A 26196-nucleotide genomic window follows, 5' to 3' on the forward strand; every position below is an offset into this window, starting at 1 on the left:
CATGAGCCGTACGGAAGCCTGGAACACGGAAGCCTGGAACCCGCCGCACGCGCAGGAGACGCGCCCCCGGCGCCGTGACCGTGAGTTACGGGAGCTGGGCGACCTGACGTCCGGCGGCATCCTCCTCGTCTCGGAGGCGGTGAAGGCCGACTGGCCGCCCCGCCTGCTGAACCGGCGCCTGCACGCGGGAGGCTGGCAGCGGGTCCATCAGGGCGCGTGGGCGGCTCCCGGCCGGCTGGTGGACTGGCTGACCTACGCCTGGGTCGCGCAGAAGCTGCAGCCGCACCTGGTCTGCAGCCACCGGACCGCTGCCGCACTGCACCTCGTGGAGCTGCCGGGACGGCCGTGCCAGGAAGCCCAGTTCACCGACCCGCGCCCCGGCGTGTACCGCCGCCCGGGCGTCCGCGTGCACTGCGCGGCACTCGGCCCTGCCGACCGGACGGTGCGCCGGGGGCTGTGCACGACCACTCCGGCCCGCACGGTCGGCGACCTCATACGGTGCCTCCCGCGCGACGACGCCGTCGCCGCGGCGGACTCGGCGCTCAGCGCCCGTACGGTGCGCGGGGTCCGGCGCCCCCCGCTGCTCGACACGGCCGCCCTGCGGACCGAGCTGGCCACCCACCGCGCGGGCGCCGCCCGCGCCCGCACCTGGCTGCCCCTGCTCGATCCCCGGTCCGGCTCCCCCGCCGAGACCGTCGCGCGCCTCCGCCTGCACGACGCGGGCCTGCACCCCGTCACCCAGGCCGTCCTGCGCACCCCGTCGGGCCGCACCCTGCGCCCCGACTTCCTCTTCCCCGCCCAGGGCCTGGTGGTCGAGGTCGAGGGGTACGCCTTCCACGGCACGCGCGAGGCCCACGCCGCCGACCTGCGCCGCTTCAACGCGCTGCAGAGCTGCCCTGAGGTCCGCCGCGTCCTGCGGTTCACGGCCAACGAGGTCTTCCACCACCCGGACCGCTTCATCACCGAGGTCCGCGCCGCCCTCGCCCTCGCCGGACTGGAGGACTGACGTACGGGGGCGACGTTCGTTACGGCGCTTCCCGGAGGCCCCCTTGCCCCTTGCCCTCTTGCCCCCTTCCGCTCCAACTCCCTGCATTTACAGCTCTGCTGCCCTTTCGCTTCTGCTGCCGCCCGGTCCGACGCCGGGGCCCTGCCCGGCGCCTCCTCAGAGGTACTGCTGGAACCAGAGCCCGGCCAGGCTCGCGGTCAGCAGACCCGCCCCGTAGCACAGCCCGCGCACAAAGTGGCCGGCCGCCGACCGACGCTGGGACCGGGCCCATCGGCGTAAGCGGCCGGTTCGGGGATGAGGCGTCCGGTGTGCGGGCGGCGTGGTGTTCACACGGTGCATGTCGGTCCTCCAGGCATGGGGAAGGGAGCCCTGCGGGGATCAGCGCCCCGGGGGCTCCCTTCGGTCGGTCGCAGTGGGGGTGACGTGGGGGGATGGGGTTGGGTAGCGGGGTGGGGGTGTCAGCGGCTGGTGAATTCACGCAGGTGATCGGCCAGCCGCCGGTCGGGACGGCTCAGGATGGGACTGCTGCCGTCCCCCGCGAGACGGTCCACCTCCATCTCCAGCAGCCCGGTGGGCGGCGCACTGGCGTCCGAGCCGTTCTTCCGTACGTACGTGGCGACCGTCTCCAGGCAGCCCAGCAGCACGTCGTCGATGCTCTCGGCGCCGGGGCGGGAGTCGGTGACCTCATGCCGCCAGTGAGCGGCTTCCCGGCCCTCCCCGAGGGAGAGATGGTGCAGGTGCAGGCAGTACGCGGAGACCCTGTGCCCGGCCCCGGCAGAGAGCTGCCACCAGAACTGGGCGCTGTGGGGGTGTCCGGTCAAGTGAAGGAGGCAGGCGAAGACCGCTGCCCCTTCGACGTCGAACGTCGTCTCCGGCAGCGGGACCGCGAGCTTGTCGATGTGCCCCGCCGCGCCGGGGGCGTTGATCATCCACCGGCAGACCGTGGTCAGCCGGTGCCCCGCCTGCGCGGCCCTCGCGGTGTCGGTCGCCGGTGCGGTCCGGCCCGCGTCGGCGGCCAGTCGGCGCAGTGCGGCCCCTACGTCGAATCCCTCGGGGTCCGTGACCGTGACGCGTGCCCGTTCCAGGGCTCCGTCGATCGTGGTACCGGTCGCTGCGGTCACTGTCCTCCCTCGTTTCCCTGCGTGACGCGGGTGCGTACGGGCAGGTCCAGCTTTCTGCCCAGCCGTTCCTTCGCCCTGCGGCAGTGGTAGTTCACGGTGCGGTCGTCCAGGCTCATGAAGCGGGCGATCCGGCCGGTCGGGTAGCCCAGGAGGTAGCGCAGGACGATCACCGTGTACTGCCGGACCGGGAGTTCGGAGATGGCCTCGTAGAGACCGATACGGCTCTCGGCGAGTTCGAGTTCACCCCGCAGCACCTGGAGATTCCGTTTGATCTGCCCGTTGATGATGTAGGCCGGGTCCCTGCCCTCCCTGGCCAGGCGCCGGGTGACGTGGCGGTGCAGCACCGCGAGCGTGCGCCGCTCCAGCTCGTCCTCCTGGAGCAGCCCGTCCCAGACCGCGTGGATCTCCAGGAAGACCTCGTGGACGATGCTTTCCGCTGCGGGCCTGGTGCCGCAGTGGATCTCCGCGTAGGCGTGGAAGAACTGCTGGTGGCTGAGGACGAAGGCCTCGAAGTCCAGGGGCAGCGCCAACGGTTCGTGCACTTCGTGGCTCCTGCTGCCCGCGGGTCTCTCTCCTTCACGGACGTCGTCATCACGCATGGGGACCTCCGGCACGCGGCGCTCTGATGGGCACAGCACTCTTCACGGGGATTCCTCTTTGTTGAGGGGTGCCGACTCCCGGTGCCTTCGGCCCGGTCGGCTTCTGGTCCCACTCAAGCGAATCCGGGCCCACAGGACTCAATCCCGGTCAGAAAAAATTACCGGACGTGCTCATTCAGCAACCACGTGCAAGATCCACGGTTGACACCACCCGCATCGCAGCGCTCATGAACAGGCACGATCCCTTCGCCGTACGGACTGACCCTCGGCGCGGACCCGGCGATTGTGGCGCAGCCCACACCGGTCTGGAGCGGGAGCGGGCGGGCGGGAGCGGGCGGGCGGGAGCGAGCGGGCGGGAGCGAGCGGCGCGGGCAGCGGAGGCGGTCCGGTGGGGCGGCATACGGCTCCGTCGACTGCTGGAGCGTCTCGCGCGCAAGCGCGCACAGAGGCAGCAACGGCGGGGTGGGCAGCGGGCCCGTCGCCACCCGCGCGTCCGAGCCACCGGGGGCGCCGGGCCGGGCTCCCCCCTTCCCCGAACAGGGCGTGCAGCCAGCGCCGACGCCGCAGGCGGGAGGGGGAATCTGGGAAAGGGAGGGGTTTCGGCACTTCGGGGACAACCGGGTTTGGACCTCGGGGACCGGAATCCCTGTGGATTCTGCTACTGGGGCAGCACCACCCACGACGTGACCCCCGCGTCCGGGGCCTGGGCGGCGCGGAGACCCCAGTCGCCGCCCCAGTCGTCGACGACGACCGCCAGTAGCCAGAGGGCCCGGCGGCGCCGGGCCTCGCAGAGGGCGAGGGTGTCCGGGTCCGGGTGGTGGGGGTGCTGGTCCCGGAGGACCAGGCGGAGGGTGCCGTCGCAGCGGCGCAGCGAGAGGTAGAGGTCGCGGCCGGGGGTCAGCGCGGCGCTGACGGCGATGAGTTCGCTCACGACGTGCGTGACGGGCCAGGCGTGGGACCGGAGCCCGTGCGCAGGCAGCGCCGCCGTGACCGCGCGCCGCCCGACCGCCGCGCTGCGGGGGTCACCGGGCAGCGTGAGGCTGAGGACGAGCCCCGGGGGCGGGTAGGGGTGCTGCACCGCTGCGGGGCACAGGGCGGTGCGTTGGGGTGGGGGTGCGTACGGGTGCATGGCTGACTCCCTGGTGCTGGTGGCGAGTTGACCGACACCGCCGCTACGGCCGAGCTGTGGCCTGTCTCCCTGGCGCGGACCGACCCCTCCCAGGGCAGGAGTTACGGGCAGGGCCGCGCGATGCACTTCGGCTGGGCGCGCAGTGTGTTGCGGTGCGTGACTCACGGTAGACCCTGCGTGGCACAGATGTCTCCGTGTTGGAGGCAATTGCCTCCTTACGGGTGGACCGGGTACCTGACTCAGCGGCAGACTGTGCCTACCGTCGGCGGAAGAAGAGGGCCATGCCGAGCAGTTCCACACCTACCGAGCGGCAACGGCGCCTGGGCGCCGAGCTCCGCAAGATGCGCACCGCCGCCGAGGCCACGACTGCGTACGCAGCAGGCCTGCTCGGCGTCGACAGGACGAAGATCTCCAACATGGAGGTCGGCGTCCGACCTGTGGCGCCCGAGCGGGTTCGCACGCTGGCCTGCAACTACGCGTGCCCTGACGGCCGTTACGTCGATGCGCTCGTGGAGATGGCAGAGCAACGAGAGCGCGGCTGGTGGGAGCAGTACCGGGGCACCCTGCCTTCGGGCCTGCTGGACATCGCCGAGCTCGAATGGAACGCCGTGCGCATCCGCACCGCGCAGACGGTCCACCTCCCGGGCCTGCTCCACACCGATGGGTACGCTCGCGCGGTCTTCGGCGCCGTACTGCCGGCGCTCTCGCGGCTGGAGGTCGAGCTGCGTGTGGCCCATCGCATGGACAGGCAGCAGGTGCTGGAACGCGAGAACCCGGTCGACTACGTGGGCTACGTCCATGAAGCCGCGCTCCGCATGCAGTTCGGCGGGCGCGAGGTCACCCGGGACCAGCTCGTGTATCTGTGCGAGGCCTCCGAGCGCGAGAACATCGACCTACGAGTCGTCCCGGTGAGCCGCGGAGCCTTTCCCGGCGCGGGTCACGCACTCCTGTACGCGCACGGTGTCGTGCCCCAACTGGACACGGTGCAGCTGGACTCCGCGCACGGCCCGGAGTTCATGCACGCCGAAGCGCAGCTCACCAAGTACCGCGCCCACCTGGACTGGATGGAGGGAGCGGCGCTGGACGTTGCAGAGTCACGCGACTTCATCCACTCCGTCGCACGTCAACTTTGAGGAGCCTCACGATGGCCGAGATCAACTGGGAAGCCCCCTACTGCGGCGAGGGAAACAATTGTTTCCGGCTGGGGACGGATACCGAAGGCAACGCGTTCATCGCCGTCCTCGGCCAGGAGGATCGTTACCTCACCGACAGCCGCGAAGCCCTCCAGCAGATGATCCGGGACATCAAGGCCGGCAAGGCCGATCACCTGCTGTAGACCGCATTCCCCTCCGCATGCCCGCCGGCCGGGCGCCTGCGCCGGCTCACGAGCTGCCAGGCGCCCAGGCCCAGGACCAGCACGGTACCGACGCCGATCCCCGCGAACCCGATCGCCCGCATGGTGGAGTTCGGGCCGCTGCCGGGGACGCTGCTCCCGAGCCCGAATCCGGCCGCCTCCGCGTCACCGTCGTACGGGGGTCCCTGCTGTGCCGTGCCCTCGATACCGACGTTCAACGTCATGGGGACGCTGCTGGGCACCTTGGGATCGAGGGTCACCTGGACGTAGTACCAGCCCTGGAACCGCATCGCCGACGCCGCGTCCGTCCCCACCTCGAACCGGTTCGCGTACGCGGCCGGGGCCGTCCCGAGGTCGACTCCGGTGGGGGCGCCCGAATAGCCGGTGCTCTTGTCGGAGACGCGGCCACGGGCGGTGTTGTACAGCGCGAGGCGCAGCCCGTTGACGGTGAAGAACGACGTGTCCGACGTGCCGTTGGCCAGCTGGGCCCGCAGGAAGAGCTGCTGGCCCCAGGCGACCGGCACCCGGTAGAAGCGGCTCTCGCCCGGCCGGATGTCGTCCCTCCAGGCGCCGCCTTCCACGGCTGCCGCGTCGTTGAACCCCGTGCCGCCGCTCACCTTCTGCGGGGTGCCGCCGCTCGGTGACGGTGCCTTGGAGTTCCAACCGGTCGGCGCAGTGGGCTGATCGGCGCCGGGCTTGAGGCCGGGCTCCGCCATGTACGTCAGCTCGATCGGCCACTTCGCACCGCCGCTGGTCTTCGTACCCGCCCAGGCCACGGTGTAGAGGTAGTCCCCGGCCTCCTGGCACGGTGTGCTGCTGTCCTTGATGCGCCGTGACGCGTAGCTCGCGATCGTACGAGCGGTCTCGCCCCCGAAGTACGCGGCCGGGCTGGAGCCGCACGCCGTACCGTCGGCCGAGGTCAGGGAGACCTGGATGCCGTCGAGGATGGCGCTCTTGCTGCCGGGGGGCGGGGCGAGCACGGTGGAGACGTACGCGTGGGAGGTGGCGTCCAGCCGGACCCGGTAGTACTTCTTCTCGCCCGGCGCGATGGTGTCCGAGTAGATCTTCGCCCGCTCCAGCTCGGGCCCGTCCACGCTCGACTCCGCGCCGGTGACCGGCACCGATCCGTCGGCCGGCCGGTACGAGCGGGCGGCGCCTCCCGGGGTGTCGTCCGCCTGCGGGGCCGCCACCGCGGCGCTCGGCAGCAGCAGGACGCAGAGTGCTGCCGCCACCCCGGCGGCACCGCCTCGGGGCCTCGACACGATTCGGTTCCTCTCGTCGGGCACTGGGCCCCGTTCGTGCGGGGTCCGGTGCCCGACCCTACGGCCGCGGGCACCGAACCCCCAGACTGCGTGTGTGCCGACTCTACGAGCCGTTGGTGCGCGGGAAGGAGACCTCCACGCGACGGTTCTTCTTCCGGCCCTCTTCGGTGTCGTTGCTGGCGATCGGGTACTGCTCGCCGTAACCGCGGATCTCGAACGTGACGCTCGGGAGCTTGGTGGCCAGCACCCCCTGCACGGCGTTCGCCCGCTGCTTGGACAGGACGTCGCCATGAGCGGAGGACCCGAGGTTGTCGGTGAAGCCGAAGACACGCACCTTCGGGGCGTCCTGGGTCTGGATCTCCAGGGCGATCGCGTTGATACGGGCCGTGGCCTCGCTGCTCAGCTTGGCGCTGTCCTTGCCGAAGAGGACTTCGGCCTGAAGGGCGAAGGTGATGTCGGCGTTGGTGTCCTCTCGGCGTTCCTCACCGCCCATGTCCTCGACGATGGACTTGATGTCGAGCACACGGACATCGCCGAGCGTCGCCCCGTCGCCGAGCATGAGCCCGGGCGAGTTGGCGTCGACCTCGACGGGTGGCGAGGCGCTCGGCACGGCGGTGGGGTTGTCGTCCGCCGAGGCCGAGGTGGCGCCCCAGAGCGTCGAGGTGCCGAGGACGACCGCTGCGGCGGCGCAGAGACCGATACGGCATCGGAGAGCGCTGCGCGGTGCGGGTGGTGTGGGGGTGAGTAGCTGCATGGCGGTCGTCACCCCGAGATCTTGATCGTCGCGGTGGGCATGGTGGGGATCTGGAAGTCGACCTCGGTGGTGCTCTGCGGCGGGGCGGGGAACTGGGCGAAGAACGGAGCCTCTGCTCCCGCCGTCAGGCCTTCGAACTTGGTGCACAGGCAGCGGCCGTCGGTGTCCCGAAGGATGAGGTACCGCTTCTTCCCTTGCTGGTCCACCAGCGAGGCACCCGCCATGGAGGCGCCGTTGTTCACCAGTTCCTGCTCGGTGCCCTGCCAGCCAACCGCCGCCCAGATCTGCTTCGATCCGTTCTTGACCCTGCCCTTGACGGTGACGAATCCTCCAGCTTCACGCTTGGCCGAGCTGATAATGGCCTCCACGCCGTCCTTGCCCTTGATCGAGGCAAGCACCTGGCTCTCGTCGTCCTCTGCCGGTGCGGGAGCTTCGCTCTTCTGGTCGGTTGACGAGGACGAAGAGCCCTGGGGCTTGCTCTCGGGCTCGTCCGAACCGTCATCGCCACCACAAGCCGTCAGGACGACAGCCATGGCAACGGAGGCGGCAGCGACGGCGGCCCCCTTGAAGCGAATCCGGGTCATGGCTGCACGCATCGGCGTGTTCCTCTCGGTGACGTTCACTTACTTGTCGGCCAGGTGGACGGAGAAAAGGTCTGCCAGGTCCGGCAGGAGGCTGAGGTTCTTCGGGTCGATATCGAAGTCCAAGTCTTCGTCATCGCAGACGGCTTTGTACGCCTTCTGCTCCTCGGACTCGTCCGTGTCGCCGTCGTCATCCGCCGGGGGGCTCGGCGTGGGACGTGTGTCCTCTTCGATACGGCAGCGCGGCTCGATCACCGCCCTGGCGGTGGCTTCGGCCTTCTTCGTCTTGGTACTGGCGATCACCGAGCTGCCGACGGTCCGGTTGGTCTCGACCTTGACCGTGTAGGACGCCTCGGGCCAGTAATCCGGGTCGCACATGACCGAATGGGCGTCGTTCGCCGCCGCGAGCCGGTCGGCTGCGGAGCACGACCTCTCTCCGATGTCCCGGCCGCTCAGCAGGTTGTCCCACGCGTCGAGGTCGAAGGCCCCGGGCCAGCTCCACTCGTCCCGCGCGTCCTGGGCCGCGGCCAGCGCGGCTGCGTCGGCGGCCGTCTGGGCCTCGTTCTTCTTCATCGAGGCCTGGCCGACGGCGAAGTAAGCGAACGCAAGGAAGAGCAGGCCCGCCACCACCATGATGTAGATGGGGAAAGCCTGCCCTGCCTCGCGCGACTGTCTGGTTACTCGCCGCCGCCGCCCGTGATCTTGCCGATCTGCGTGGTGATGGCAGTTGCGATCGTGGTCCCGAAGTTCGTCGTCATGAGCACCCCGATGATCGCCACGACCACCACGATGATGCCCAGGTACTCCACCGCGCCCTGCCCCTGGTCCGCCCGGGCCTTCATGCGCTCGACGGACGTGTTCGCCCAGACCTTGGCGTTGACGGACGCCTTCAGCATCAGCTTGCTCATGATGTTCCCCTCCGGGTTCGGCCGACCGTGTGCCGGCCGACGCGTAAGTCTCTGTGGCGTCGCCCCCGTTACCGGCTTCCTCCTGGCCGGTGCCGTCTGCGACATGAGAAACGTACGGCCGGACACCCCGTTCGGCGCAGGGCCCCAGGGCCCAAAGCCGGGCCCAAAACGCGCGTTGGGCCCGACCCGTCGTTCTCCCCCGTTCAGCCATGGCGGTCTGTCCCCCTCGTCCCAGGTCCCGGGCTCGGCGCCGTGCCGAGCCAGCGGGCGATCGCTTCGCTGCGGCTGCTGCTGTGCAGCTTGGTGAAGATCCTGTTGATGTGGTTCTTGACTGTCTTCTCGCTGATGAAGCAGGTGGCGGCGATCTGGTGGTTGCTCATCCCGGACGCGATGAGCTCCATGACCTCCGCCTCCCTCGAACTCAGGTCGTACTGCTGCCTGTTGGGCGTCCGTAGCCCGTTGTGGCTTCCTTCAGACGAAGACTGTGCCACAACAGGTTGCAGTTGCGAAAGGCTTTCCGGAACGCCCGCAGGTCGCGCGCCGGAGGGGCCGGGAGGCGGCGCGGTGTGGGGCGCGTGGCCGGGGACGCCGTCGGGGGTGCCGGGCGTCAGTGCCGTGCCCAGGCCTTCCGGGAGGTTCCTCGGGACCTGGTCGGGGCCTTGGCGCATATGGGCGAGCAGGGCGTTGGCCGCGGTGGTGGTGAAGGGGGCGCGGCCGTTCTTCGTGTCCCGTACGGACTGGACGAGTTCGTCCGCGGTGAACTCGCCGTGCACCAGGTAGCCGCCCGCGCCCAGGCGCAGCGCCTCGTGGACGATGTCGCTCTCACGGCTGTACGTCAGCATCATCACAGGTGCAACCTGCACCAGGTGGGGCAAGGCGGAGATGCCGTCCACGCCGGGCATCCGGACGTCGAGCAGGACGACGTCGGGGCGGTGCCGGACGGCCGCCTCGTAGGCCTGGCGGCCGTCGGCGGCCTCGGCGACGACCTCGATGTCGGCGCGGCCGCTGAGCAGGACGCCCAGGCCTGCGCGTACGACGGGGTTGTCGTCGGCGACCACGACCCGCAGGGGGCCGGTGGCCGGCAGGTCGGGACCGCTGGGGAACGGGGGCATCGCTTCGGGTCCCGTGGGTTGCGGGCCGGAGTGCGGGGCGGCCGGGAATCCGGGGGAACTGCAGTCCGTGCTGAGGGGATTGGAGTGCGGGGAGGTGTGCTGGGAGACATGGTTCTGCGAGGCCCAGTTCTGGCCCGAGGCACGGGAGACGTCGTCCGGCATTCTGCGACCTCCTCTCAGGTGTGATGGGGACGGGTGACGGAGCGGTGGTGGTGCGGGTTCAGCTGCCCGGGGCCGGGCCCGGTCGTGCACCCGGCGGGGGTGTGAGCGCGGCGACGGGGAGTTCCAGGCGGACTTCCGTGCCCTTGGCGGCCCTGCCCTTGCCGATGCGGATGCGGGCGCCGATGGAGGCCGCGCGCTCGACCATGCCGACGAGGCCGAAGTGGCCGGCCCGCCTGAGGTCGTCGAGGGTGGTCCCGGCGGGGAGGCCCCGGCCGTCGTCATACACGCTGACGCGCAGGACGTCGCCCTTGATGCCGGCCAGGACGGCGAGGTAGGTGGGGTGGGCGTGCCGGTGGGCGTTCTCCATGGCTTCGGAGGCGACGGTGAGCAGTTGGCGTGCGACGACCTGCGGTACCGGGGGGACCGGGGTGTCGCCGAGGGTGCGGAAGACGGTGCTCGTCCCGTGGCGGCGGGAGAAGTCGTCGGCTCGGGCGCGGAGTTCGCTGACAATGTCGACCCCGCCGTCCAGGCCGGATTCGCGGCGCAGGTCGGAGAGGAGTTCGCGGGATTCGGCGGCGGCGCGGCGGGCCGAGCGGGCGACCAGTTCCGCCTGGTGCCGGACCGTGAGCGGGTCCATCCGGTCGGAGGAGTGGGCCAGTCCGTCGGCGGCCAGGGCCAGGCCGTGCAGGGTCTTGGCGACGGAGTCGTGCATCTCGCGGGCGAGGCGGGCGCGCTCGTCCTCGACGGCCACGCTGACGGCGAGGCGGGCGCGGGTCTCGGTCAGCGCCTGGCTGGCCGCGCCGACCCGGAGCATCAGATTGCGCAGGGCGACGCCGACCGCCCCGGCGAGGATGCAGAAACCGGGCAGCAGGAGCACGGAGGCCAGGCCGTCGGCCTGGAGTTTGTCCTCGGCGCCGTAGGCCGCGGCGAGGATCAGGCTCTGTACGGCGGCGAAGACGCCCGCCGCTCGCCAGCCGTAGACCAGTCCGGCCAGGAGCGGGGTGCAGACGACGGCGTATCCGAGGGTCGAGTCGGGTGTGGCGGTGAACAGGAGCAGCGCGCCGAAGACCGTGTCGGCCCCGAGCAGGAGCGGGGAGCGCACGAGGAGCGGCCCGAAGCGTTCCCAGTCGCGGTAGAGGGCGTACGAGCCGACGACGGTCACCAGGACGGCGGAGGCGACCAGCCAGCTCGGGAGGCCGGGGGCGGTGTTGTCGAGGGCCTGCGGGGTGCCGATGGCGATCATGGCCAGCCGGAAGAGGAACACCTGGCGGGCCAGCGCCGAGAGGGCGTTGACCTGGATGGAGACCGTGGGTGTCGGGCCGGCGGGGGTGGACAGGGCGGCGTGTCGCGATTCCTCGGCGCCCGGTTGCAGGGAGATCGTCATCGGCTGCCGCTCACTCCCCCGTGAGGGATCCGAGGTCGGTGTCGGATCCGAGCAGCATGGCCGCGCCCATGAGGATCATGGTTGCGGGGATCATGAAGGTGGTGACCATCAGCGTGGCCTTGGGGACCGCCTTGGCCGCCTTGCGCCGGGCGTTCTGCGCGTCGGTGCGGCGCATGTCGTTGGCGATGGCGATGAGGGTGTCGACGATCGGCGCGCCGAGTTCCTCACCCTGCTGGAGGGCGGTGACGAACATGGCGACCTGTTCGGAGTCGTTGCGTTTGCGCAGTTCGTCGAAGGCCTGGCGGCGGCTGATGCCCATGTCCATCTGGCGCAGGGTGATGCGCAGTTCGTCGGACCAGGGGCCCTGGTACTTCTCGGCGACCCGGTCGAGGGCCTGCCGGAAGCCGAGGCCCGCGGAGACGACGACGGCGAGGACGTCCAGGAAGTCGGGGAGGGTGCGGTCGATGTCGTCGCGGCGCTTGCGGACGGCTGCCCAGATGCCGACCTCGCCCCAGAACAGGCCGAAGGCGATCATGAACAGGGCCATGAAGAGCTGGCCGCTGGTGAGCATCGCGAAGGCGGCGAAGCCGCCGAGGGCGCTGTAGACGGCGCGGCGGGCGGCGTAGCGGTCGATGGTGAGGCCGCCGGGGTTGCCGGCCATGTCGATCTTGCGGCGTTTCTCGTTGACCTTCTTGGGTCCCATGAGGCGCAGCACAAGGGGCGCCCAGCGCATGCCGAGCCGGTCGATGCCGGAGCCCACGGCGGTGGTGCGGGTCGAGCCGACTTCCAGGGCGAGGGCGAGGTCTCCGGGGAGGGTGGCCTCGGCGCGGTACATCCGTACGCCCTTGAAGGCGCCGAACACGCTGAGGCCGACGACGAGAGCAAGCAGCAGTTCCATACCGGTCCCCTCCTCAGATATCGATCTTGGAAATGCGGCGGATGGCGACGAAGCCGAGGGCGTAGAGGCCGAGCGAGATGATGACGGCGATCTGGCCGGCGACGGATCCCGTCATGCGGTCGAGCGCTCCGGGGAGGATCGAGTTGACGAGGAGCATCGCGCCGACGCCGATGGCGGGGACGGCGTACGCGGTGGTGTTGACCTGTGAGAGCTGGGTGCGCACCTCACGCCGGGTCTCCTTGCGTTCCTCCAGCGTGATGGTGAGGTTGCGCAGGGAGGAGACGACCTGGCCGCCGGCCCGGTTGGAGAGGATCAGTGTGGAGACGAGGACGACGAGTTCGCGGGAGGGCAGGCGTTCGGCGAGTTCACCGAGTGCGTCGTCGAGGGTGCGGCCGACACCGAGCTGGTCGGCGACCACCCGGAGTTCGTCCCCGGCCGGCGCTTCGAGTTCGTCCGCGGCCATGTCGATGGACGTACGCAGCGAGAGCCCGGCCTGGGTGGCGTTGGCGAGCACCCTGGAGATCTCCGGCAGCTGGCTGATGAAGGCCTCGGTGCGCTTGGTGCGGTGCCAGTTCAGGAAGGTGTTGGCGCCCCAGAGCGCGGCGAGGCCGGCGAGCGGGCCGAAGAAGGAGGCCAGGACGGAGGCCGCGATGAGCCAGAGGGCCGCTGCCGAGGCCAGGACGTAGAGGAAGTACTCGCCCGGAGTGAGGTCGAGGCCGGTGGCGGCGAGCTTCAGCTCGATCCTCTTGCCCAGCTTCGTACGGCGCAGCCTGCGGTCGAGCCCCCGGAAGCGGCGCTGCGGGCCCATGTCGATCTGGCCGGTCGAGGAGAGGCGGTCGACGAGGGCTTCGCGCTGGGCCTTGCCCGAGGTGTAGGCGTGCAGGCCCAGGACGCCGAGTACGCAGCACAGCAGCGTGACGCCGATGGTGAGCGGTGCGAGGTTGTCCATGTCGGGGTACCTATCTGGCCTCTCGGGTGGCGAGGTATTCGTCTGACGGGGCGACCCCGAAGGCCTGGGGGATCGGCTGTCCGGCCATGTAGAGCCGGTCGGCGATGCGGCGCGGGAGCGGGAGGGCGTGGAACTCGCCGTGGATCACACCGTCGGTGTCCATCGGCCGGGCGTCGAACCGGGCGACGGTGACGATCCTGTACGGGTCGCGTCCGTGGGAGTCGAGGACCGCGATCTCGGTGACGCGCCTGGTGCCGTCGGCGTGCCGGGTCAGCTGGACGATCACGTCGACGGCGCTGTTGATCTGGTCGTGCAGCGCCTCGAAGGGGATCTTGATCTCGGACATCGAGGCGAGGGTCTGGAGTCGCATCAGCGCGTCCTCCGCACTGTTGGCGTGGACGGTGGCCAGCGAACCGTCGTGGCCGGTCGACATCGCCTGGAGCATGTCGAGCGACTCGCCGCCTCGGACCTCACCGACGACGATGCGGTCGGGGCGCATGCGCAGGGAGTTGCGGACCAGGTCGCGGATGGTGATCTGGCCCTTGCCCTCGACGTTCGCGGGGCGTGACTCCAGCCGGATCACATGGTTCTGCTGGAGCTGGAGTTCGGCGGAGTCCTCGATGGTGACGATGCGTTCGCCTTCGGGGATGAGCCCGGAGAGCGCGTTGAGGAGCGTGGTCTTCCCGGTGCCCGTGGCCCCGGAGACGATCAGGTTGAACTTGGCCTGGACGAGCCCGGCGAGCAGCAGCAGCATCTGCTGGTCCAGCGAGCCGAAGCCGATCATCTCCTGGAGCGAGAAGGACCGGGGGAAGCGCCGGATGGTGAGGGTGGCGCCGGTGAGGGAGAGCGGCGGGATGATGACGTTGACGCGCTCGCCGCTGGGCAGGCGGGCGTCGACCATCGGATTGGCCTCGTCCACCCGCCGGTTGACGGTGGAGACGATGCGTTCGATCGTCTGCATGAGCTGCTCGTGGCTGGCGAAGCGCATGGGGAGCTGCTCGACCCGGCCGGCCCGTTCGACGAAGATCTGGTCGGGCCCGTTGACCATGATCTCCGTGATGGAGGCGTCCTCCAGGAGCGGTTCGAGGACGCCGAGGCCGAGTGCCTCGTCGACGACCCGGCGGATGAGCTGGGAGCGTTCGACGGTGGAGAGGACCGGGCCCTCGCGGCTGATGATGTGGCCCAGGACGCGTTCGAGGCGGGCGCGCCGGTCGGCGGCGGCCAGCGAGGACATCTCCGCGAGGTCGATCTCCTCGAGGAGCTTGGCGCGGTAGGTGGCGACCAGGTGGCCGTCCTCCCGTCCCCCTCCGCGCTCCTCGGGGGCGGTGATGCGTGCCCGCAGGCTCATGGGTGGTACTCCTCGGATGGGATGGGGGGTGCGCTCAGTCGCGGGGCATGGTGGCGGACTTCTCGACGGTCCGGTCGCCGAGCAGGCCGAGCAGGACGTCGGGGATGGTGACCGTGACCTTCACCGTGACCGAGTCGCCGCCGGTCGGCGGGGCGATCCGGGCCCGCTGGGCCACCCAGTCGGTCATCGACGCCTTGCCGACGCGCTCGTACGATCCGCGCAGGCCGTCCTGCGAGGCGGTGCGGGCGGCGGCCCTCGCGCCGGTGCCGGCCTGCTGGGCGGTGTAGGCGATCAGGCCGAGCTGGAGGCCGGCCATGCCGATGAGGATGAGGACGGGGAGGAAGCCCAGGTACTCGATGGCGGTCGAGCCCCGGTCACCACGCCTGGCCGTTCCCGCTCGCCGTCCGGCCGGGCGTGGGATGCGCCGGGCCGCGCGTGTGGTCCGTACGGCTGCCATGACGCGTCACTTCCCTTCCGCGGCCGCGCCGGCCGTCGCTCTGACGGGGATGGGGAGGCTGGCGAAGCCGGGGAACAGGACGGGGGCCTTCAGGGTGATGCGGACCGTGACCATGTCGTCCTTCAGCAACCCGCACTCGTGGATCTGCGCGGGCCCGTCCCATGCGCTCGGGAGCCGTTCGTACACTGCTGCCTCGCAGTTGCTCCGGCGGTCCCAGGCGCCCGAGGCGGCGGCCTTGCGTGCGCCTTGGTCGGCCGCGCCGCTCGCCAGGGTGAAGGTGTACCCCACGAGCACCGCCTGCCAGAGCAGCACCAGGGTCACCAGGATGATCGGCACCATCCCGGTGAACTCGATGGTCAGCTGGCCACGGTCCTGTCCCAGCCGTGCCCGTATCCGGCCCGGTTCTCCTCTGCCTGGTCTCACTGTCGGCCTCCCCCGCTGGTCGTGCCGCCCTTGCGCTTGCGGCCCCCGATCGAGCCCCGGTCCCCGCGCAGCATCCCGCCGCGCGGCTCCGCTCCCTGGGAAGGCTTCACGAGTCCGAGCTCGCCCGCCAGGGCCCAGAGGGCCTGTTTCACGGTGGAGCGTGGGTCCAGTTCGTGCATACGGCCCGAATCCACCGCGCCCTGGAGTTCCTTGAAGTTCGCCGGTACCGCCGTGCCCGCCATCCGGGTCCCGGTGATCCGCTGGATCAGGGCGGGCTGGATCTCCGTGTTGCGGTTGAAGCGGTTGACGACGGTGAACGTCTCCTCGGCCTTGCGGATCTGGAGCCGGTCCCACATCCGTACGATCCGCTTGGCGCCCCGTACGGCGACGACGTCCGGGGTCGTCACCAGTACGGCGGTGTCGGCCATTTCGATCGCCGCGGCGTTGGCCCCGCTCATCTGGCTCCCGCAGTCGATGACGACGACCTCGTAGCGCGAGCGCAGGGCGCTGACGATCTGGCGGGCGGCGCGGTCGCTGACCTCCTCGCCGCGTTCGCCCTCCCCTGGGGCCAGCAGCAGCGCCAGGCCGGTGTCGTGCGAGAACACCGCGTCGGAGAGGACCCGCGGGGAGATGTCGGTGATGGCCGCCAGGTCGACGACGGAGCGCCGGAACTGCACGTCGAGGTAGGCGGCGATGTCGCCGGTCTGGAGGTCGAGGTCGACGAGTGCGGCCGTGTGCCCGGAGGCCTGTGCGGCCAGGGCCAGTTGTACGGCGGTGACGGTGGCCCCGACCCCGCCCTTGGCGCCGGTGACGGTGAGGACCGTGCCTCCGGGGCCGGTGAAGACGTCGCCGCCCGTGCCGAGGTGGCGCCGTACGCCCGTGGACCACTGTGCGGCGGCCTGTACGCGGTTGACGAGCTCCTCGTAGCTGAGGGGGAGGGTGACCAGGCCCCGTGCTCCCGCGTCCATGGCGGCGGCGAAGAGGGTCTGGCTCGCGTCGGCGGTGATCAGCACGACCCCGACGGCGGGGAAGCGCAGGGAAACCTCCCGGATCAGCTCCAGGGCGGGCACCGGGCCGATCCGCTCGTGGACCAGCACGACCTCGGGCAGTTCCTCGATGGACTCGCCGGCGAGCCGGGCGAGGGTGTCGATGAGCTGCGTCGAGTCACCCACCGGCGCCGCCGGCTCCGCGTCGGGGAGCTGGCTGAGGAGGGTGGTCACGGACCTGGCCGCGTCGGCGTCACCGACGGCCGGGAGGATTCTGGTGGTCATCCGGGCCCTCACTTGTCCTTGTCGAGCGTGTAGGTCCGGTCGCCCGGCCGGATGGTGCCGTCGCTGCCGGGTGCGATCAGTGCGAGTCGTACGTGCTCGGCGAAGGACTCCGCGTAGGCCACACGCTGGGTGTCGAGGGTGTTGAGCGCGAAGGTGATCGGCACGGCCTCGGTCGCCTGGTTCCGGTCGTCCTTCTTCGGTTCCAGGGCGGTCAGTTCGCCGACGTCGAGGACCTTGGCGTTGGAGACGATGACCTTGGACTGGGACGCCTCACCGTCGCGTTCGCCCGCGAAGGTGGCGTAGATGTTCACCTTGTCGTTCGGCCGGATCTTGCCCGCGACACCGGTGGCGGCGTCGATCATGATGGCGATCTCCTGCTCGCCCGGGCGCAGTTCCGGGCTCCTGACCATCATGTCGGACTGCATCAGGGAGCCCTTCTGCAGTTCGGTGACGGCGATCTTGCCGTCGATCTCGCCGATCTCCGTGACGGCGTTGCCCGACAGCCAGCGCTTGGGCATGGAGACCTTCTCGAACTGGTCGGCCGACAGGGCCGTGTACGGGGCCACGTCCGACTTGAGCCGGTAGGCGTCGACCTCGGGTCCGACCTTCGAGTTGACGTCGCTGATCACCGAGAGCACCCCGGCGAAGGCGCCGAAGGCGCACAGGACCGACAGGAGCAGGAGTATCACGCCGCGGCGCTGGCGGGAGTTCATGGGCCGGACAACCTCGTTCGAATCGGATGCGTGGGGCAGCGGACAGAGAGGGATGCGCGGTGTCTGCGGAGAGCCCGGGGCTCGCTAGGTGCTGGGCGGCGCGGGCGCTCCATGGCTCAGGACACCCGGGGAGTGCATTCGGTTCTCCGGCGGTGCCAGCGGGGAGGAACAGAACCCGCAGCGGTCGCCGATGAGCTCCATTCCGCACCAGTGGCAGTTTTCCCGGCGTACGGAGGAAACGAGCTGGTAGATCACGGAGATGTCCGGAAGGAAGGAGGCGAATTCCACCAGCTTCCCCGTTCCCCACCAGCGCGGCGAGCCGGAAGGCAGGGCGCACTCCTGAACGGCCTGCACGCCCCAGGCCGGAGCCAGGGTCTGCTGGACCCATTCGGATGTCAACTGTCCCTTGGCGATCAGCAGTTGTGTGGCGAAGGGCGGGCCTGCCGGGGGTTCGGCGGTCGGTCCGATCCTGACGAGCTGCGGGCTGGGACCGGCGAGCACGGCGAACTGCGATCCCGGCACCCAGGACTTGGCGTGGCTCTTGAGGCTGACGGGGACCCGGTCGAGCCTGGCCACGGAGTTCAGCAGGGCTCCGGCGTGGATGTAGTGGGCGAGCAGCCGCGCCGCCGAGGCCACCACTCCGGGGCTGAAGTCGCAGATGGAGAGCTGGCGCAGCTGGCGTACGAGGACGGCGACGCCCAGCGGCGGCAGGTCCGTCCTGAGCAGGGCGATGCGGTCGCTCTCCAGGACGGAGCGGATGGCGTGCAGCCGGCGTTCATGGGCGGGGCTGATGCCCGTGGGGTAGACCGCGATCACATAACCGTGCTGTTCCAGAAGCAGGTTCATGTCACCGATGGCGAGATCGAGGGGCTGGGCGTCGGGCGCCTGCAGCAGGGCCGCCGTGGGTGTCTGCTGATCGGTCGGCGGTAGCACGAGATCAGCGCTGGTCACTGCTATTGCGGTCGGCACGCTCTTCCCCGTTCGGCCCCGGCCGTCGTCGGGTGTGACTCCGGCCGCAATCGCTCCTGCTCCGTGCTTCTTCCCCAGCACTTTAGCCACGTCAGACCATGCAGAGAACAGATATCGGAACCCAGTACGAAGACGTGCGGCACAGGCGTTCGCTACGCCTCCGTATGAAATCGGACGAAAAGCAGAGTGGTTAACTCCTGTACCACTGCGTAGAGTTACCCCGACCGGTGGGGTTTGAAATCGGCGGGAATTAATCCGCCCACGTCAGAACGTATTTCCTCCCCTTTCCCCGGCCTTCCGCGATATCCGCTCCGTCACGTTCCGGCCATCCCCGAGGCGCGACTCGCACCGTCACCCGCACTGTCACCCGCGCGAGTGCATACGGGAGGGTCCGGGGCCGTTCACCCGGAGGCGCGCACGCCCCTCGCCGGCCCCTCGCCGGCCCCTCGCGGGCATCCGGGCCGCCAGAGGTCTTGACAACTCGATTGGTCTGGACCAGTTTATCGGCCAACGGTGGCCACCGTTCCCGCCAGCACCCCCAACTCCCCCACCGGAGGCAGCAAGTGGAACGCTCCGCAGGCAGCAGCAGGCACAGAAGACGCCGGATCCGGCCTCTCCTCGGCGGGGCCGTCGCCGTCGTCGCGGCCGGGGCGCTGGGCGTCACCGGGCTCGTCACCACCGCGCAGGCGGCCGACGTCAACGTGGCCAAGAACGCCGGATTCGAGTCCGGGCTCTCCAACTGGACCTGTTCCGGCGGCTCCGGCGCCACCGTGACCTCCCCCGTGCACGGCGGCTCCTCCGCGCTCAAGGCCACCCCGGCCGGCCAGGACAACGCGAAGTGCACGCAGAGCGTGGCCGTGAAGCCCGGCTCCACCTACACACTGAGCTCCTGGGTGCAGGGCGGTTACGCCTATCTCGGCGCGAGCGGCACCGGCACGACGGACGTCTCCACCTGGTCGCCCGGCTCCAGCAGCTGGACCCAGCTGCGAACCACCTTCACCACCGGCCCCTCCACCACCTCGGTTACCGTCTACACCCACGGCTGGTACGGCCAGGCCGCCTACGTCGCGGACGACGTCGAGGTGACCGGTCCGGACGGCGGTGGCGGCACCGACCCGGAGCCCGCGATCCCCGGTTCCCCGGCCGGGCTGACCGTCTCCACGACGACCAGCTCCTCGGTCGCCCTGACCTGGAACGCGGTCTCCGGCGCCACCGGCTACACCGTCTACCGGGACGGCGCGAAGGCGACCAGCTCCACCGGCACCTCCGCGACGGTGACCGGGCTCGCCGCGGACACCGCCTACCAGTTCTCCGTCAGCGCGACGAACGCCGCCGGTGAGTCGGTCAAGTCGGCGACCGTCAGCGGCCGTACGGCGAAGGCGACCGACCCGGGCCCCGGCCCGACGACCTCGGTGCCCAAGCACGCGGTGACCGGCTACTGGCAGAACTTCAACAACGGCGCCGCCGTCCAGAAGCTCAGCGACGTCCCCGCGGACTACGACATCATCGCCGTCTCCTTCGCGGACGCCACGGCCACGCCCGGAGCCGTCACCTTCAACCTGGACTCGGCCGGTCTGAACGGCTACACCGTCGCCCAGTTCAAGGCCGACATCAAGGCCAAGCAGGCCGCCGGGAAGAACGTCATCATCTCCGTGGGCGGGGAGAAGGGGGCCGTCGCCGTCAACAGCGACGCCTCCGCCACCGCCTTCGCCGACTCGGTGTACGCGCTCATCCAGGAGTACGGCTTCAACGGCGTAGACATCGACCTGGAGAACGGCCTCAACTCCACCTACATGACGAAGGCCCTGCGCTCCCTGTCGTCGAAGGCGGGCTCCGGCCTCGTCATCACGATGGCCCCGCAGACCATCGACATGCAGTCGACGTCCGGTGAGTACTTCAAGACGGCGCTCAACATCAAGGACATCCTGACCGTCGTCAACATGCAGTACTACAACAGCGGTTCGATGCTGGGCTGCGACGGCAAGGTCTACTCCCAGGGCTCGGTGGACTTCCTCACCGCGCTCGCCTGTATCCAGCTGGAGGGCGGTCTCGCCCCGTCCCAGGTCGGCCTCGGGGTGCCCGCGTCCACCCGCGGCGCGGGCAGCGGCTACGTCGCCCCGTCCGTCGTGAACGCGGCCCTGGACTGCCTGGCCAAGGGCACGGGCTGCGGCTCGTTCAAGCCCTCCAGGACCTACCCGGACCTGCGCGGCGCGATGACCTGGTCCACGAACTGGGACGCCACCGCCGGAAACGCCTGGTCCGGCGCGGTCGGCCCGCACGTGCACGGCCTCCCGTAACGCGAAGGCCCCTCCGGTCCAGCAGCGCCGCCGCTCCCCCGGCGGCGCTGCTGCGTGCGTGCTGCGTGCGTGCGTGCTGCGTGAGTAAGGAGGTCTACGCCGCCGTCACCAGGGCAGTTCGCGCACCTGCTGGACGCACAGCACGACGAACAGCAGTCCCGCCGCGCCCAGCATGCCGTTGCTGAGCCAGCCGTTGCGCCACTCCCTCGGCGTACGGGAGGAGTTGAGCAGCCAGAGCAGGGTCAGGGCCAGGAACGGCATGAAGAACGCGCCCAGGACGCCGTAGCCGATGACCAGCCCGAAGGGCTCGTCCAGCCACAGCAGCGTCATCGGCGGGAACGTCAGCCAGAGCAGGTACGCGCGGAAGGGCACGGACCGCTCCTGCCGGCCGATCGTCCCGCTGCCCGCCTTCTCCACGCTCACGGCACCGCGGGCGGCCCGGATCCGCTCGACGAAGTCGGCGAACATCAGGCTCACGCCGTGCCACACACCGATGAGCGACGAGAACGACGTCGCGAAGAAGCCGACCAGGAACAGCTTCGCGGTGCCCGCCCCGAAGCGGTCCTCCAGGACCTGGCCGAGGTCGATCAGCCCCCGGTCGCCCTTGGTCAGGGCGATGGTCGAGGAGTGCAGGAGCTCGGCGCCGACGATGAGCATCGCCACGACGAAGATGCCGGTCGTGATGTACGCGGCCCGGTTGTCGATCCGCATCACCTTCATCCAGGAGGTGTTGGACCAGCCCTTGGCGTTCACCCAGTACCCGTACGCCGCCATGGTGATGGTGCCGCCGACCCCGCCGATCAGCCCGAGCGTGTAGATCAGCGAGCCGTCGGGGAGGACGGGGAGCAGCCCCGCGAAGGAGGCGCCGATGTCCGGGACCACCCGGATCGCGACGTAGACCACGACGACGAACATCACGCCGATCAGGACCGTCATGACCTTCTCGAAGACGGCGTACTGGTTGAACCAGACGAAGACCAGGCCGATCAGCCCGGTGATGATCGCCCAGGTCTTCAGGCCGGGCCCGTCGGGGAAGAGCGCCACGATGGGCAGGGCGCTGGAGGACATGGCCGTCGCGCCGTACACGAAGCCCCAGACGACGACGTACACCGCGAAGTAGCCCGTGGTCCACCCGCCGAGGGTGCGCCAGCCGTCGAAGAGGGTGCGGCCCGTCGCGAGGTGCCAGCGGCCGACCGCCTCCGCGAGGGAGATCTTCACGAGGCAGCCGATCACGGCCGCCCACATGAGGGTGTAGCCGAACTTGCTGCCCGCGATGAGTGTCGCGACCAGGTCTCCCGCTCCGACACCGGTGGCCGCGACGACGATGCCGGGTCCGATGTAGCGCCAACTGGACTTACGCGGCCGGGAGCTCAGCTCCCCCGCTCCTGTGGTCTCGCTTGTCTCCGCCATGTCGATCAACGAAGCGCATCACGCGGCATCGCACAAGGGGGCGCGTCATACCGCCGTGAGGCCCCCTCGGGTCACGGACACCTGTGGATTTCCGGTGACAGGAGGGGGCGGTGGGACGGTCTGGACGGGTTCCGTCCGGATCGGGCCGTCCGCCCGATCCGGACGGACGGATCTAAATGACCAGGCTCAGTGCGGCGGCGACGACGAAGCCGGCGACCGAGAGGACGGTCTCCAGGACCGTCCAGGTCTTCAGGGTGTCGCGCTCCGAGATGCCGAAGTACTTCGAGACCATCCAGAACCCGCCGTCGTTGACGTGCGAGGCGAAGATGGAGCCCGCCGAGATCGCCATGATGATCAGGGCGAGGTGGGCCTGCGACATGCCCTGGTTCTCGACGAGCGGGACGACGATGCCGGCGGTGGTGACGATCGCGACCGTCGCCGAGCCCTGGGCGACCCGCAGGACGACGGAGATCAGCCAGGCGAGCAGGATGACGGGCAGGCCGACGTCGTTGAAGGTGTCGGCGAGCGCGTCGGCGATGCCGCTGCCCTTGAGCACGGCTCCGAAGATGCCTCCCGCGCCGACGACCAGCAGGATGTTGCCGACGGGCTTCAGCGAGGACGTCGAGACCGACTCCAGGGACTTGCGGGACCAGCCCCGCCGGATGCCCAGCAGGTAGTAGGCGAGGAGCAGGGCGATCGTCAGCGCGACGAACGGGTTGCCGAAGAACTCGATGACGGAGCGCAGGGTGGACGGGTCCAGCGCGATCGAGGAGAACGTCGCGGCCAGGATGAGGATCAGCGGCGTACCGATGATCGCGAGGACGGTGCCGAGCGCGACGGGCTTCTCGCGGGGGGTGACACCGGCGGCCTGCTGTTCGGCGACGACGGCGGCCTTGGCCTCGGCGGCGGCCTCGACCATGTCCTGCGGTACGTCGACGAAGATGCGCTTGCCGATCCAGGCGGCGTAGCCCCAGGCGGCGAGGACGGACGGGATGCCGACGAGGGCGCCCATCAGGATGACCCAGCCGAGGGAGACGTTGAAGAGGCCGGCGGCGGCGACCGGGCCGGGGTGCGGCGGCAGGAACGCGTGGGTCATGGAGAGGCCGGCCAGCAGCGGCATCGCGTAGAGGATGATCGACTTGCCGGAGCGCTTGGCGGCGGCGTACACGATCGGCGCGAGGACGAAGATGCCGACGTCGAAGAAGACCGGGATGCCGAAGATGAGGCCGGTGAGGCCCATGGCGAGCGGGGCGCGCTTCTCACCGAAGAGGTTCAGCAGGCGGGCGCTGAGGACTTCCGCTCCGCCGGACACCTCCAGGATCGCGCCGAGCATCGTGCCGAGGCCGATGATGATCGCGACGTGCCCGAGGATGCCGCCCATGCCGGACTCGATGACCGAGACGGCGGCCGACTTCTGGACCGTGCCGAAGAGTTCGGTGACGGAGAGACCGGCACCCAGGCCGACGGCTATGGACACGGCGAGCAGCGCGACGAACGGCTGGAGCCTGACCTTGATGATCAGGACGAGCAGGAGTGCGATCCCGAGGGCGGCGACGGTCAGCAGACCGGGCGTACCGCCGATCAGGAGGAGCAGTCCACCGGTGTGGGGTGGCGCCTCGGGGGCGGGGACGGGGGCGGCGGCAAGCAGCATGAGCGGTCAACTCCGTTGGTGACAGGGTCCTTCGGGGCAGGGAGGAGCGCGGCACGGCGCCCGTACGGGGGGAAGGGGCGCCGTGCCGTGAGGTCAGCGGATCAGGGGGTGATCAGCCGAGGACCGCGAGGGCGTCGATCTCGATGAGGAGGCCCTTGGGCAGGCCGACGTACACCGTCGTACGTGCGGAGGCGGGGGCCTTGAGGCCCTGCTCCTCGAAGTACTCGTTGTAGATGGCGTTCATCTCGGCGAAGTGGTCGACGTCCGTGAGGTAGACACGCATCATCATCACGTCGTCCCAGCTCGCGCCGCCCTCCTCCAGGATCGCCTTGACGTTGGCGAAGGTCTGGAGGGTCTGCTCGCGCAGCGTCGGGCCGGCCGGGGTGGGGGCCTGGCCCTCCACGGCGGGCAGGAAGCCGACCTGACCGGCGACCTGGAGGATGTTGCCCTTCTTCACGCCGTGGGAGAACTTCGCGGGCGGGGCGGTGTGGGTGCTCGGGGTGAGAGCGGTCTTCTCGGTCATGGCGGTTCAGGCTTTCTTGGTGGGGGTGGTACCGGAGTACTCCCGGCTGATGGTGTCCGCGGTACGGCGCACCAGCGGGAGCAGGGTGAGGAGTTCCTCGGCCGTGACGACCACGTTCGGTGCGGACACCGACATGGCGGCGACGACCCGCCCGTCGGCACCCCGGATGGGGGCGCCGACGCAGTTGATGGACTCCTCGTGGCCTCCGAGGTCGGTGGCCCAGCCCTGTTCGCGTACGACGGCGAGTTCCTTGAGGAAGGCGCCGGCGTTCGGGAGCGAACGGGACGTGTACATGGGGTAGTCGAGCCGTTCGGCGATGGCGCGCCGTTCCGGCTCGGTGAGGTCGGCGAGGAGCAGCTTGGCGACCGCGGCGACGGTGATCGCGACGGGTTTGCCGATCCGTGAGTACATCCGGACCGGGTAGCGGCTCTCGACCTTGTCGATGTAGAGGACCTCGTTCTCCTCGTACACCGCGAGGTGGACGGTGTGCCCGCACTGTTCGTTGAGGGCGACGAGGTGGCTGTGGGCGATCTCGCGTACGTCGAGGTTCTCGACGGCCTCCTGCGCGAGCGCGAAGAGCCGGGCGCCGAGGCGGTAGCGCTGGTCCTCCTGGCGGTAGACCAGGCCGTGCTCGTGGAGCGTACGGAGCAGGCGCAGCGCCGTGGACTTGTGGACACCCAGTCGCTCGGCGACCTGGCCGAGGTCGGCGGGTCCCTGGGCGAGCAGCGGCAGGATGCTCAGCGCGCGGTCGACGGTCTGGCTCATGTGACTCGTACCTCCTCGTTCGCCCCGGCGGTGACGGTCCAGCCGGGGCCGAGACGAAGTGTGCCCCAGGCCTCGTCGTCGAGGGCGGCGAGCCGGTCGGCGTGGTCCCGGGGCGGGGGGCCGGTGAGGTCGCCGGGGACGGTGAGGACGGCGGCGGCCATGAGGTGTCCGTGCCGGGCGCGGTCGCGTACGGGGAGGCCGCGGAGGGTGGCGGAGAGGAACCCGGCGGCGAAGGCGTCGCCCGCGCCGACGGCGGCGACGACGTCGACGTGCAGGGAGGGGACGGTGGTGACGGTGTTCTGTGACGCGCCGGCGCCGGTGCGGGAGAAGACGGTGACTCCGTCGGAGCCGCGCTTCACGACCAGCACGTCCGGCTCCGGAAGGGCCGCGCGGATCGCCTCGGCTCCCACGATCCCCCAGGCCTCCTCGGCCTCGTCCTCGCCGACGAAGACGAGGTCGCTGCGGCGGGCGAGGTCGAGCAGGACCTCGGGTCCGGCCTCGCCGTCGCGCCAGAGGCCGGGGCGGTGGTTGACGTCGAAGGAGATCAGGGGACGGCCGTCGCGGGGTGCGGTGAGGTCGTGGAGGAGGGCCAGGCAGTCGGCGGAGAGCGCGGCGGTGATGCCGGAGAGGTGCAGGACGCGGGTGTCGAGGAGGTCCTCGTACGGCACGTTGCCCGGGGACATCGCGGAGGCCGCGGAGCCCGCCCGGTAGTACGCCACCTCGTGGGTGTCGGTGGCCCGGTCCGTCGCGGTGCGGAAGTAGATGCCGGTGGGGCGGGCCGGGTCGCGGCGGACGGCGGAGGTGTCGACCCCGTAGCCGGCGATGGTGTCGACGAGGTGGTCGCCGAAGCCGTCGGCGCCGACCCTGCCGACCCATTTCGCGCGGTGGCCGGCGGCGGCGAGGGCGCAGGCGACGTTGGACTCGGCGCCTCCGATGCCCCGGCCGAAGGAGGGCACGTCGGCGAGGCGGCCCGGCTGCGAGGGCAGGAACGTCACCATGGACTCGCCGAGGCAGACGACGTCCGCGGTGGCTGTCCTGGCTGCGGATCCGGGCACTCTGGGCTCCTCGTGGTCGGCCGTGGGCGCCGGTGTCCACCATTGACCCGGCATCGGCTCGGATGTTAGACAGCCTTGAGCGATATACGCAACGC

At 70.3% G+C, this 26196-nt stretch carries 26 protein-coding genes and 1 pseudogene; 4 read left to right on the forward strand and 23 right to left on the reverse strand.

Annotated elements, in window-relative coordinates:
- Nucleotide 1 precedes the first annotated feature (1 nt).
- On the forward strand, nucleotides 2–1006 hold the full coding sequence (locus ACIRD8_RS30500; RefSeq protein ID WP_403998572.1) for a hypothetical protein: 1005 nt from the start codon (nucleotides 2–4) through the stop codon (nucleotides 1004–1006).
- Nucleotides 1007–1464: 458 nt separating this feature from the next.
- Here the strand turns inward: ACIRD8_RS30500 and ACIRD8_RS30505 are convergent, their stop codons facing one another.
- From ACIRD8_RS30505 to ACIRD8_RS30515, 3 genes are all read right to left on the reverse strand, one after another.
- Nucleotides 1465–2127 (reverse strand): hypothetical protein, encoded by a 663-nt coding sequence (locus tag ACIRD8_RS30505; RefSeq protein ID WP_403998575.1) that lies wholly within the window; start codon nucleotides 2125–2127, stop codon nucleotides 1465–1467.
- Nucleotides 2124–2669 carry a sigma-70 family RNA polymerase sigma factor gene (locus ACIRD8_RS30510; protein WP_403998578.1) on the reverse strand — a complete coding sequence of 182 codons (546 nt, stop codon included), beginning with the start codon at nucleotides 2667–2669 and terminating at the stop codon, nucleotides 2124–2126. Before ACIRD8_RS30510 ends, ACIRD8_RS30505 begins: the two co-directional genes overlap by 4 nt.
- 715 nt (nucleotides 2670–3384) lie before the next feature.
- Complete coding sequence (locus ACIRD8_RS30515; protein ID WP_403998581.1) at nucleotides 3385–3855, reverse strand: ATP-binding protein; 471 nt, start codon at nucleotides 3853–3855, stop codon at nucleotides 3385–3387.
- Nucleotides 3856–4136: 281 nt separating this feature from the next.
- On the opposite strand from ACIRD8_RS30515, the gene ACIRD8_RS30520 reads away from it, so the two are divergent.
- On the forward strand, nucleotides 4137–4988 hold the full coding sequence (locus ACIRD8_RS30520) for a DUF5753 domain-containing protein (protein WP_403998584.1): 852 nt from the start codon (nucleotides 4137–4139) through the stop codon (nucleotides 4986–4988).
- A gap of 11 nt (nucleotides 4989–4999) precedes the next feature.
- Nucleotides 5000–5191 (forward strand): hypothetical protein, encoded by a 192-nt coding sequence (locus ACIRD8_RS30525; protein WP_403998587.1) that lies wholly within the window; start codon nucleotides 5000–5002, stop codon nucleotides 5189–5191.
- Here the strand turns inward: ACIRD8_RS30525 and ACIRD8_RS30530 are convergent.
- The 15 genes and pseudogenes from ACIRD8_RS30530 to ACIRD8_RS30600 all read right to left on the reverse strand — a co-directional run bounded on the left by ACIRD8_RS30530 (nucleotide 5179) and on the right by ACIRD8_RS30600 (nucleotide 18382).
- Nucleotides 5179–6471: a hypothetical protein gene (locus ACIRD8_RS30530; protein WP_403998589.1), complete on the reverse strand. Its 1293-nt coding sequence runs from the start codon at nucleotides 6469–6471 to the stop codon at nucleotides 5179–5181. The genes ACIRD8_RS30525 and ACIRD8_RS30530 overlap by 13 nt on opposite strands.
- Before the next feature lie 103 nt (nucleotides 6472–6574).
- A complete protein-coding gene (locus ACIRD8_RS30535) occupies nucleotides 6575–7225 on the reverse strand; it encodes an OmpA family protein (protein ID WP_403998787.1) in 651 nt (216 codons plus the stop codon).
- Nucleotides 7226–7233: 8 nt separating this feature from the next.
- Complete coding sequence (locus ACIRD8_RS30540) at nucleotides 7234–7821, reverse strand: hypothetical protein (protein ID WP_403998592.1); 588 nt, start codon at nucleotides 7819–7821, stop codon at nucleotides 7234–7236.
- Between the two features lie 27 nt (nucleotides 7822–7848).
- Nucleotides 7849–8451: pseudogene (locus ACIRD8_RS30545) on the reverse strand (pilus assembly protein TadG-related protein); the annotation flags it as partial.
- Nucleotides 8452–8483: 32 nt separating this feature from the next.
- Entirely contained in the window at nucleotides 8484–8714 is a 231-nt protein-coding gene (locus ACIRD8_RS30550; RefSeq protein ID WP_403998595.1) for a hypothetical protein, read from the reverse strand.
- A 203-nt stretch (nucleotides 8715–8917) separates the two neighbouring features.
- Nucleotides 8918–9988: a response regulator gene (locus ACIRD8_RS30555; RefSeq protein WP_403998598.1), complete on the reverse strand. Its 1071-nt coding sequence runs from the start codon at nucleotides 9986–9988 to the stop codon at nucleotides 8918–8920.
- 58 nt (nucleotides 9989–10046) lie between these two features.
- The gene (locus ACIRD8_RS30560) at nucleotides 10047–11372 is read right to left on the reverse strand and encodes a sensor histidine kinase (RefSeq protein WP_403998601.1); all 1326 of its coding nucleotides are present in this window, start codon (nucleotides 11370–11372) and stop codon (nucleotides 10047–10049) included.
- A gap of 10 nt (nucleotides 11373–11382) precedes the next feature.
- On the reverse strand, nucleotides 11383–12270 hold the full coding sequence (locus ACIRD8_RS30565) for a DUF5936 domain-containing protein (protein WP_403998604.1): 888 nt from the start codon (nucleotides 12268–12270) through the stop codon (nucleotides 11383–11385).
- 13 nt (nucleotides 12271–12283) lie between these two features.
- Entirely contained in the window at nucleotides 12284–13219 is a 936-nt protein-coding gene (locus ACIRD8_RS30570; protein ID WP_403998607.1) for a type II secretion system F family protein, read from the reverse strand.
- 10 nt (nucleotides 13220–13229) lie between these two features.
- Nucleotides 13230–14567, reverse strand: a complete 1338-nt coding sequence (locus ACIRD8_RS30575) for a CpaF family protein (protein ID WP_382987784.1) — start codon at nucleotides 14565–14567, stop codon at nucleotides 13230–13232.
- A gap of 34 nt (nucleotides 14568–14601) precedes the next feature.
- Nucleotides 14602–15024: a TadE/TadG family type IV pilus assembly protein gene (locus ACIRD8_RS30580; protein WP_403998610.1), complete on the reverse strand. Its 423-nt coding sequence runs from the start codon at nucleotides 15022–15024 to the stop codon at nucleotides 14602–14604.
- A 6-nt stretch (nucleotides 15025–15030) separates the two neighbouring features.
- On the reverse strand, nucleotides 15031–15447 hold the full coding sequence (locus ACIRD8_RS30585) for a TadE family protein (protein WP_403998613.1): 417 nt from the start codon (nucleotides 15445–15447) through the stop codon (nucleotides 15031–15033).
- Nucleotides 15444–16718 carry a CpaE family protein gene (locus tag ACIRD8_RS30590; protein WP_403998616.1) on the reverse strand — a complete coding sequence of 425 codons (1275 nt, stop codon included), beginning with the start codon at nucleotides 16716–16718 and terminating at the stop codon, nucleotides 15444–15446. Before ACIRD8_RS30590 ends, ACIRD8_RS30585 begins: the two co-directional genes overlap by 4 nt.
- Before the next feature lie 8 nt (nucleotides 16719–16726).
- Entirely contained in the window at nucleotides 16727–17431 is a 705-nt protein-coding gene (cpaB, locus tag ACIRD8_RS30595; RefSeq protein ID WP_403998619.1) for a Flp pilus assembly protein CpaB, read from the reverse strand.
- A gap of 84 nt (nucleotides 17432–17515) precedes the next feature.
- Complete coding sequence (locus ACIRD8_RS30600; RefSeq protein ID WP_403998622.1) at nucleotides 17516–18382, reverse strand: hypothetical protein; 867 nt, start codon at nucleotides 18380–18382, stop codon at nucleotides 17516–17518.
- A gap of 581 nt (nucleotides 18383–18963) precedes the next feature.
- Between ACIRD8_RS30600 and ACIRD8_RS30605 the strand changes: the two genes are divergently transcribed.
- Nucleotides 18964–20697, forward strand: a complete 1734-nt coding sequence (locus tag ACIRD8_RS30605; protein WP_403998625.1) for a chitinase — start codon at nucleotides 18964–18966, stop codon at nucleotides 20695–20697.
- 105 nt (nucleotides 20698–20802) lie between these two features.
- Here the strand turns inward: ACIRD8_RS30605 and ACIRD8_RS30610 are convergent, their stop codons facing one another.
- The 5 genes from ACIRD8_RS30610 to ACIRD8_RS30630 all read right to left on the reverse strand — a co-directional run bounded on the left by ACIRD8_RS30610 (nucleotide 20803) and on the right by ACIRD8_RS30630 (nucleotide 26101).
- Nucleotides 20803–22107: an Nramp family divalent metal transporter gene (locus ACIRD8_RS30610; RefSeq protein ID WP_403998628.1), complete on the reverse strand. Its 1305-nt coding sequence runs from the start codon at nucleotides 22105–22107 to the stop codon at nucleotides 20803–20805.
- A 172-nt stretch (nucleotides 22108–22279) separates the two neighbouring features.
- Entirely contained in the window at nucleotides 22280–23758 is a 1479-nt protein-coding gene (locus ACIRD8_RS30615; RefSeq protein WP_403998631.1) for a GntP family permease, read from the reverse strand.
- A gap of 112 nt (nucleotides 23759–23870) precedes the next feature.
- Nucleotides 23871–24281 (reverse strand): RidA family protein, encoded by a 411-nt coding sequence (locus tag ACIRD8_RS30620; protein ID WP_033297919.1) that lies wholly within the window; start codon nucleotides 24279–24281, stop codon nucleotides 23871–23873.
- 6 nt (nucleotides 24282–24287) lie between these two features.
- Nucleotides 24288–25046, reverse strand: coding sequence for an IclR family transcriptional regulator (locus ACIRD8_RS30625; protein WP_329232308.1), 759 nt, complete (start codon nucleotides 25044–25046; stop codon nucleotides 24288–24290).
- The gene (locus ACIRD8_RS30630) at nucleotides 25043–26101 is read right to left on the reverse strand and encodes a sugar kinase (protein WP_403998635.1); all 1059 of its coding nucleotides are present in this window, start codon (nucleotides 26099–26101) and stop codon (nucleotides 25043–25045) included. Before ACIRD8_RS30630 ends, ACIRD8_RS30625 begins: the two co-directional genes overlap by 4 nt.
- Between the last annotated feature and the right edge of the window lie 95 nt (nucleotides 26102–26196).

The organism is Streptomyces sp. NPDC102451, from assembly GCF_044765485.1.
Classification (GTDB): domain Bacteria; phylum Actinomycetota; class Actinomycetes; order Streptomycetales; family Streptomycetaceae; genus Streptomyces.

What these genes read in the sequence shown, in the direction of transcription:
- ACIRD8_RS30515 (WP_403998581.1), bottom strand. Translation starts at nt 3,855, where the DNA reads ATGCACCCGTACGCACCCCCACCCCAACGCACCGCCCTGTGCCCCGCA.
- ACIRD8_RS30555 (WP_403998598.1), bottom strand. Translation starts at nt 9,988, where the DNA reads ATGCCGGACGACGTCTCCCGTGCCTCGGGCCAGAACTGGGCCTCGCAG.
- ACIRD8_RS30610 (WP_403998628.1), bottom strand. Translation starts at nt 22,107, where the DNA reads ATGGCGGAGACAAGCGAGACCACAGGAGCGGGGGAGCTGAGCTCCCGG.
- ACIRD8_RS30625 (WP_329232308.1), bottom strand. Translation starts at nt 25,046, where the DNA reads ATGAGCCAGACCGTCGACCGCGCGCTGAGCATCCTGCCGCTGCTCGCC.
- ACIRD8_RS30580 (WP_403998610.1), bottom strand. Translation starts at nt 15,024, where the DNA reads ATGGCAGCCGTACGGACCACACGCGCGGCCCGGCGCATCCCACGCCCG.
- ACIRD8_RS30540 (WP_403998592.1), bottom strand. Translation starts at nt 7,821, where the DNA reads ATGCGTGCAGCCATGACCCGGATTCGCTTCAAGGGGGCCGCCGTCGCT.
- ACIRD8_RS30590 (WP_403998616.1), bottom strand. Translation starts at nt 16,718, where the DNA reads ATGACCACCAGAATCCTCCCGGCCGTCGGTGACGCCGACGCGGCCAGG.
- ACIRD8_RS30575 (WP_382987784.1), bottom strand. Translation starts at nt 14,567, where the DNA reads ATGAGCCTGCGGGCACGCATCACCGCCCCCGAGGAGCGCGGAGGGGGA.
- ACIRD8_RS30500 (WP_403998572.1), top strand. Translation starts at nt 2, where the DNA reads ATGAGCCGTACGGAAGCCTGGAACACGGAAGCCTGGAACCCGCCGCAC.
- ACIRD8_RS30525 (WP_403998587.1), top strand. Translation starts at nt 5,000, where the DNA reads ATGGCCGAGATCAACTGGGAAGCCCCCTACTGCGGCGAGGGAAACAAT.
- ACIRD8_RS30615 (WP_403998631.1), bottom strand. Translation starts at nt 23,758, where the DNA reads ATGCTGCTTGCCGCCGCCCCCGTCCCCGCCCCCGAGGCGCCACCCCAC.
- ACIRD8_RS30620 (WP_033297919.1), bottom strand. Translation starts at nt 24,281, where the DNA reads ATGACCGAGAAGACCGCTCTCACCCCGAGCACCCACACCGCCCCGCCC.
- ACIRD8_RS30520 (WP_403998584.1), top strand. Translation starts at nt 4,137, where the DNA reads ATGCCGAGCAGTTCCACACCTACCGAGCGGCAACGGCGCCTGGGCGCC.
- ACIRD8_RS30565 (WP_403998604.1), bottom strand. Translation starts at nt 12,270, where the DNA reads ATGGAACTGCTGCTTGCTCTCGTCGTCGGCCTCAGCGTGTTCGGCGCC.
- cpaB (WP_403998619.1), bottom strand. Translation starts at nt 17,431, where the DNA reads ATGAACTCCCGCCAGCGCCGCGGCGTGATACTCCTGCTCCTGTCGGTC.
- ACIRD8_RS30535 (WP_403998787.1), bottom strand. Translation starts at nt 7,225, where the DNA reads ATGCAGCTACTCACCCCCACACCACCCGCACCGCGCAGCGCTCTCCGA.
- ACIRD8_RS30550 (WP_403998595.1), bottom strand. Translation starts at nt 8,714, where the DNA reads ATGAGCAAGCTGATGCTGAAGGCGTCCGTCAACGCCAAGGTCTGGGCG.
- ACIRD8_RS30570 (WP_403998607.1), bottom strand. Translation starts at nt 13,219, where the DNA reads ATGGACAACCTCGCACCGCTCACCATCGGCGTCACGCTGCTGTGCTGC.
- ACIRD8_RS30560 (WP_403998601.1), bottom strand. Translation starts at nt 11,372, where the DNA reads ATGACGATCTCCCTGCAACCGGGCGCCGAGGAATCGCGACACGCCGCC.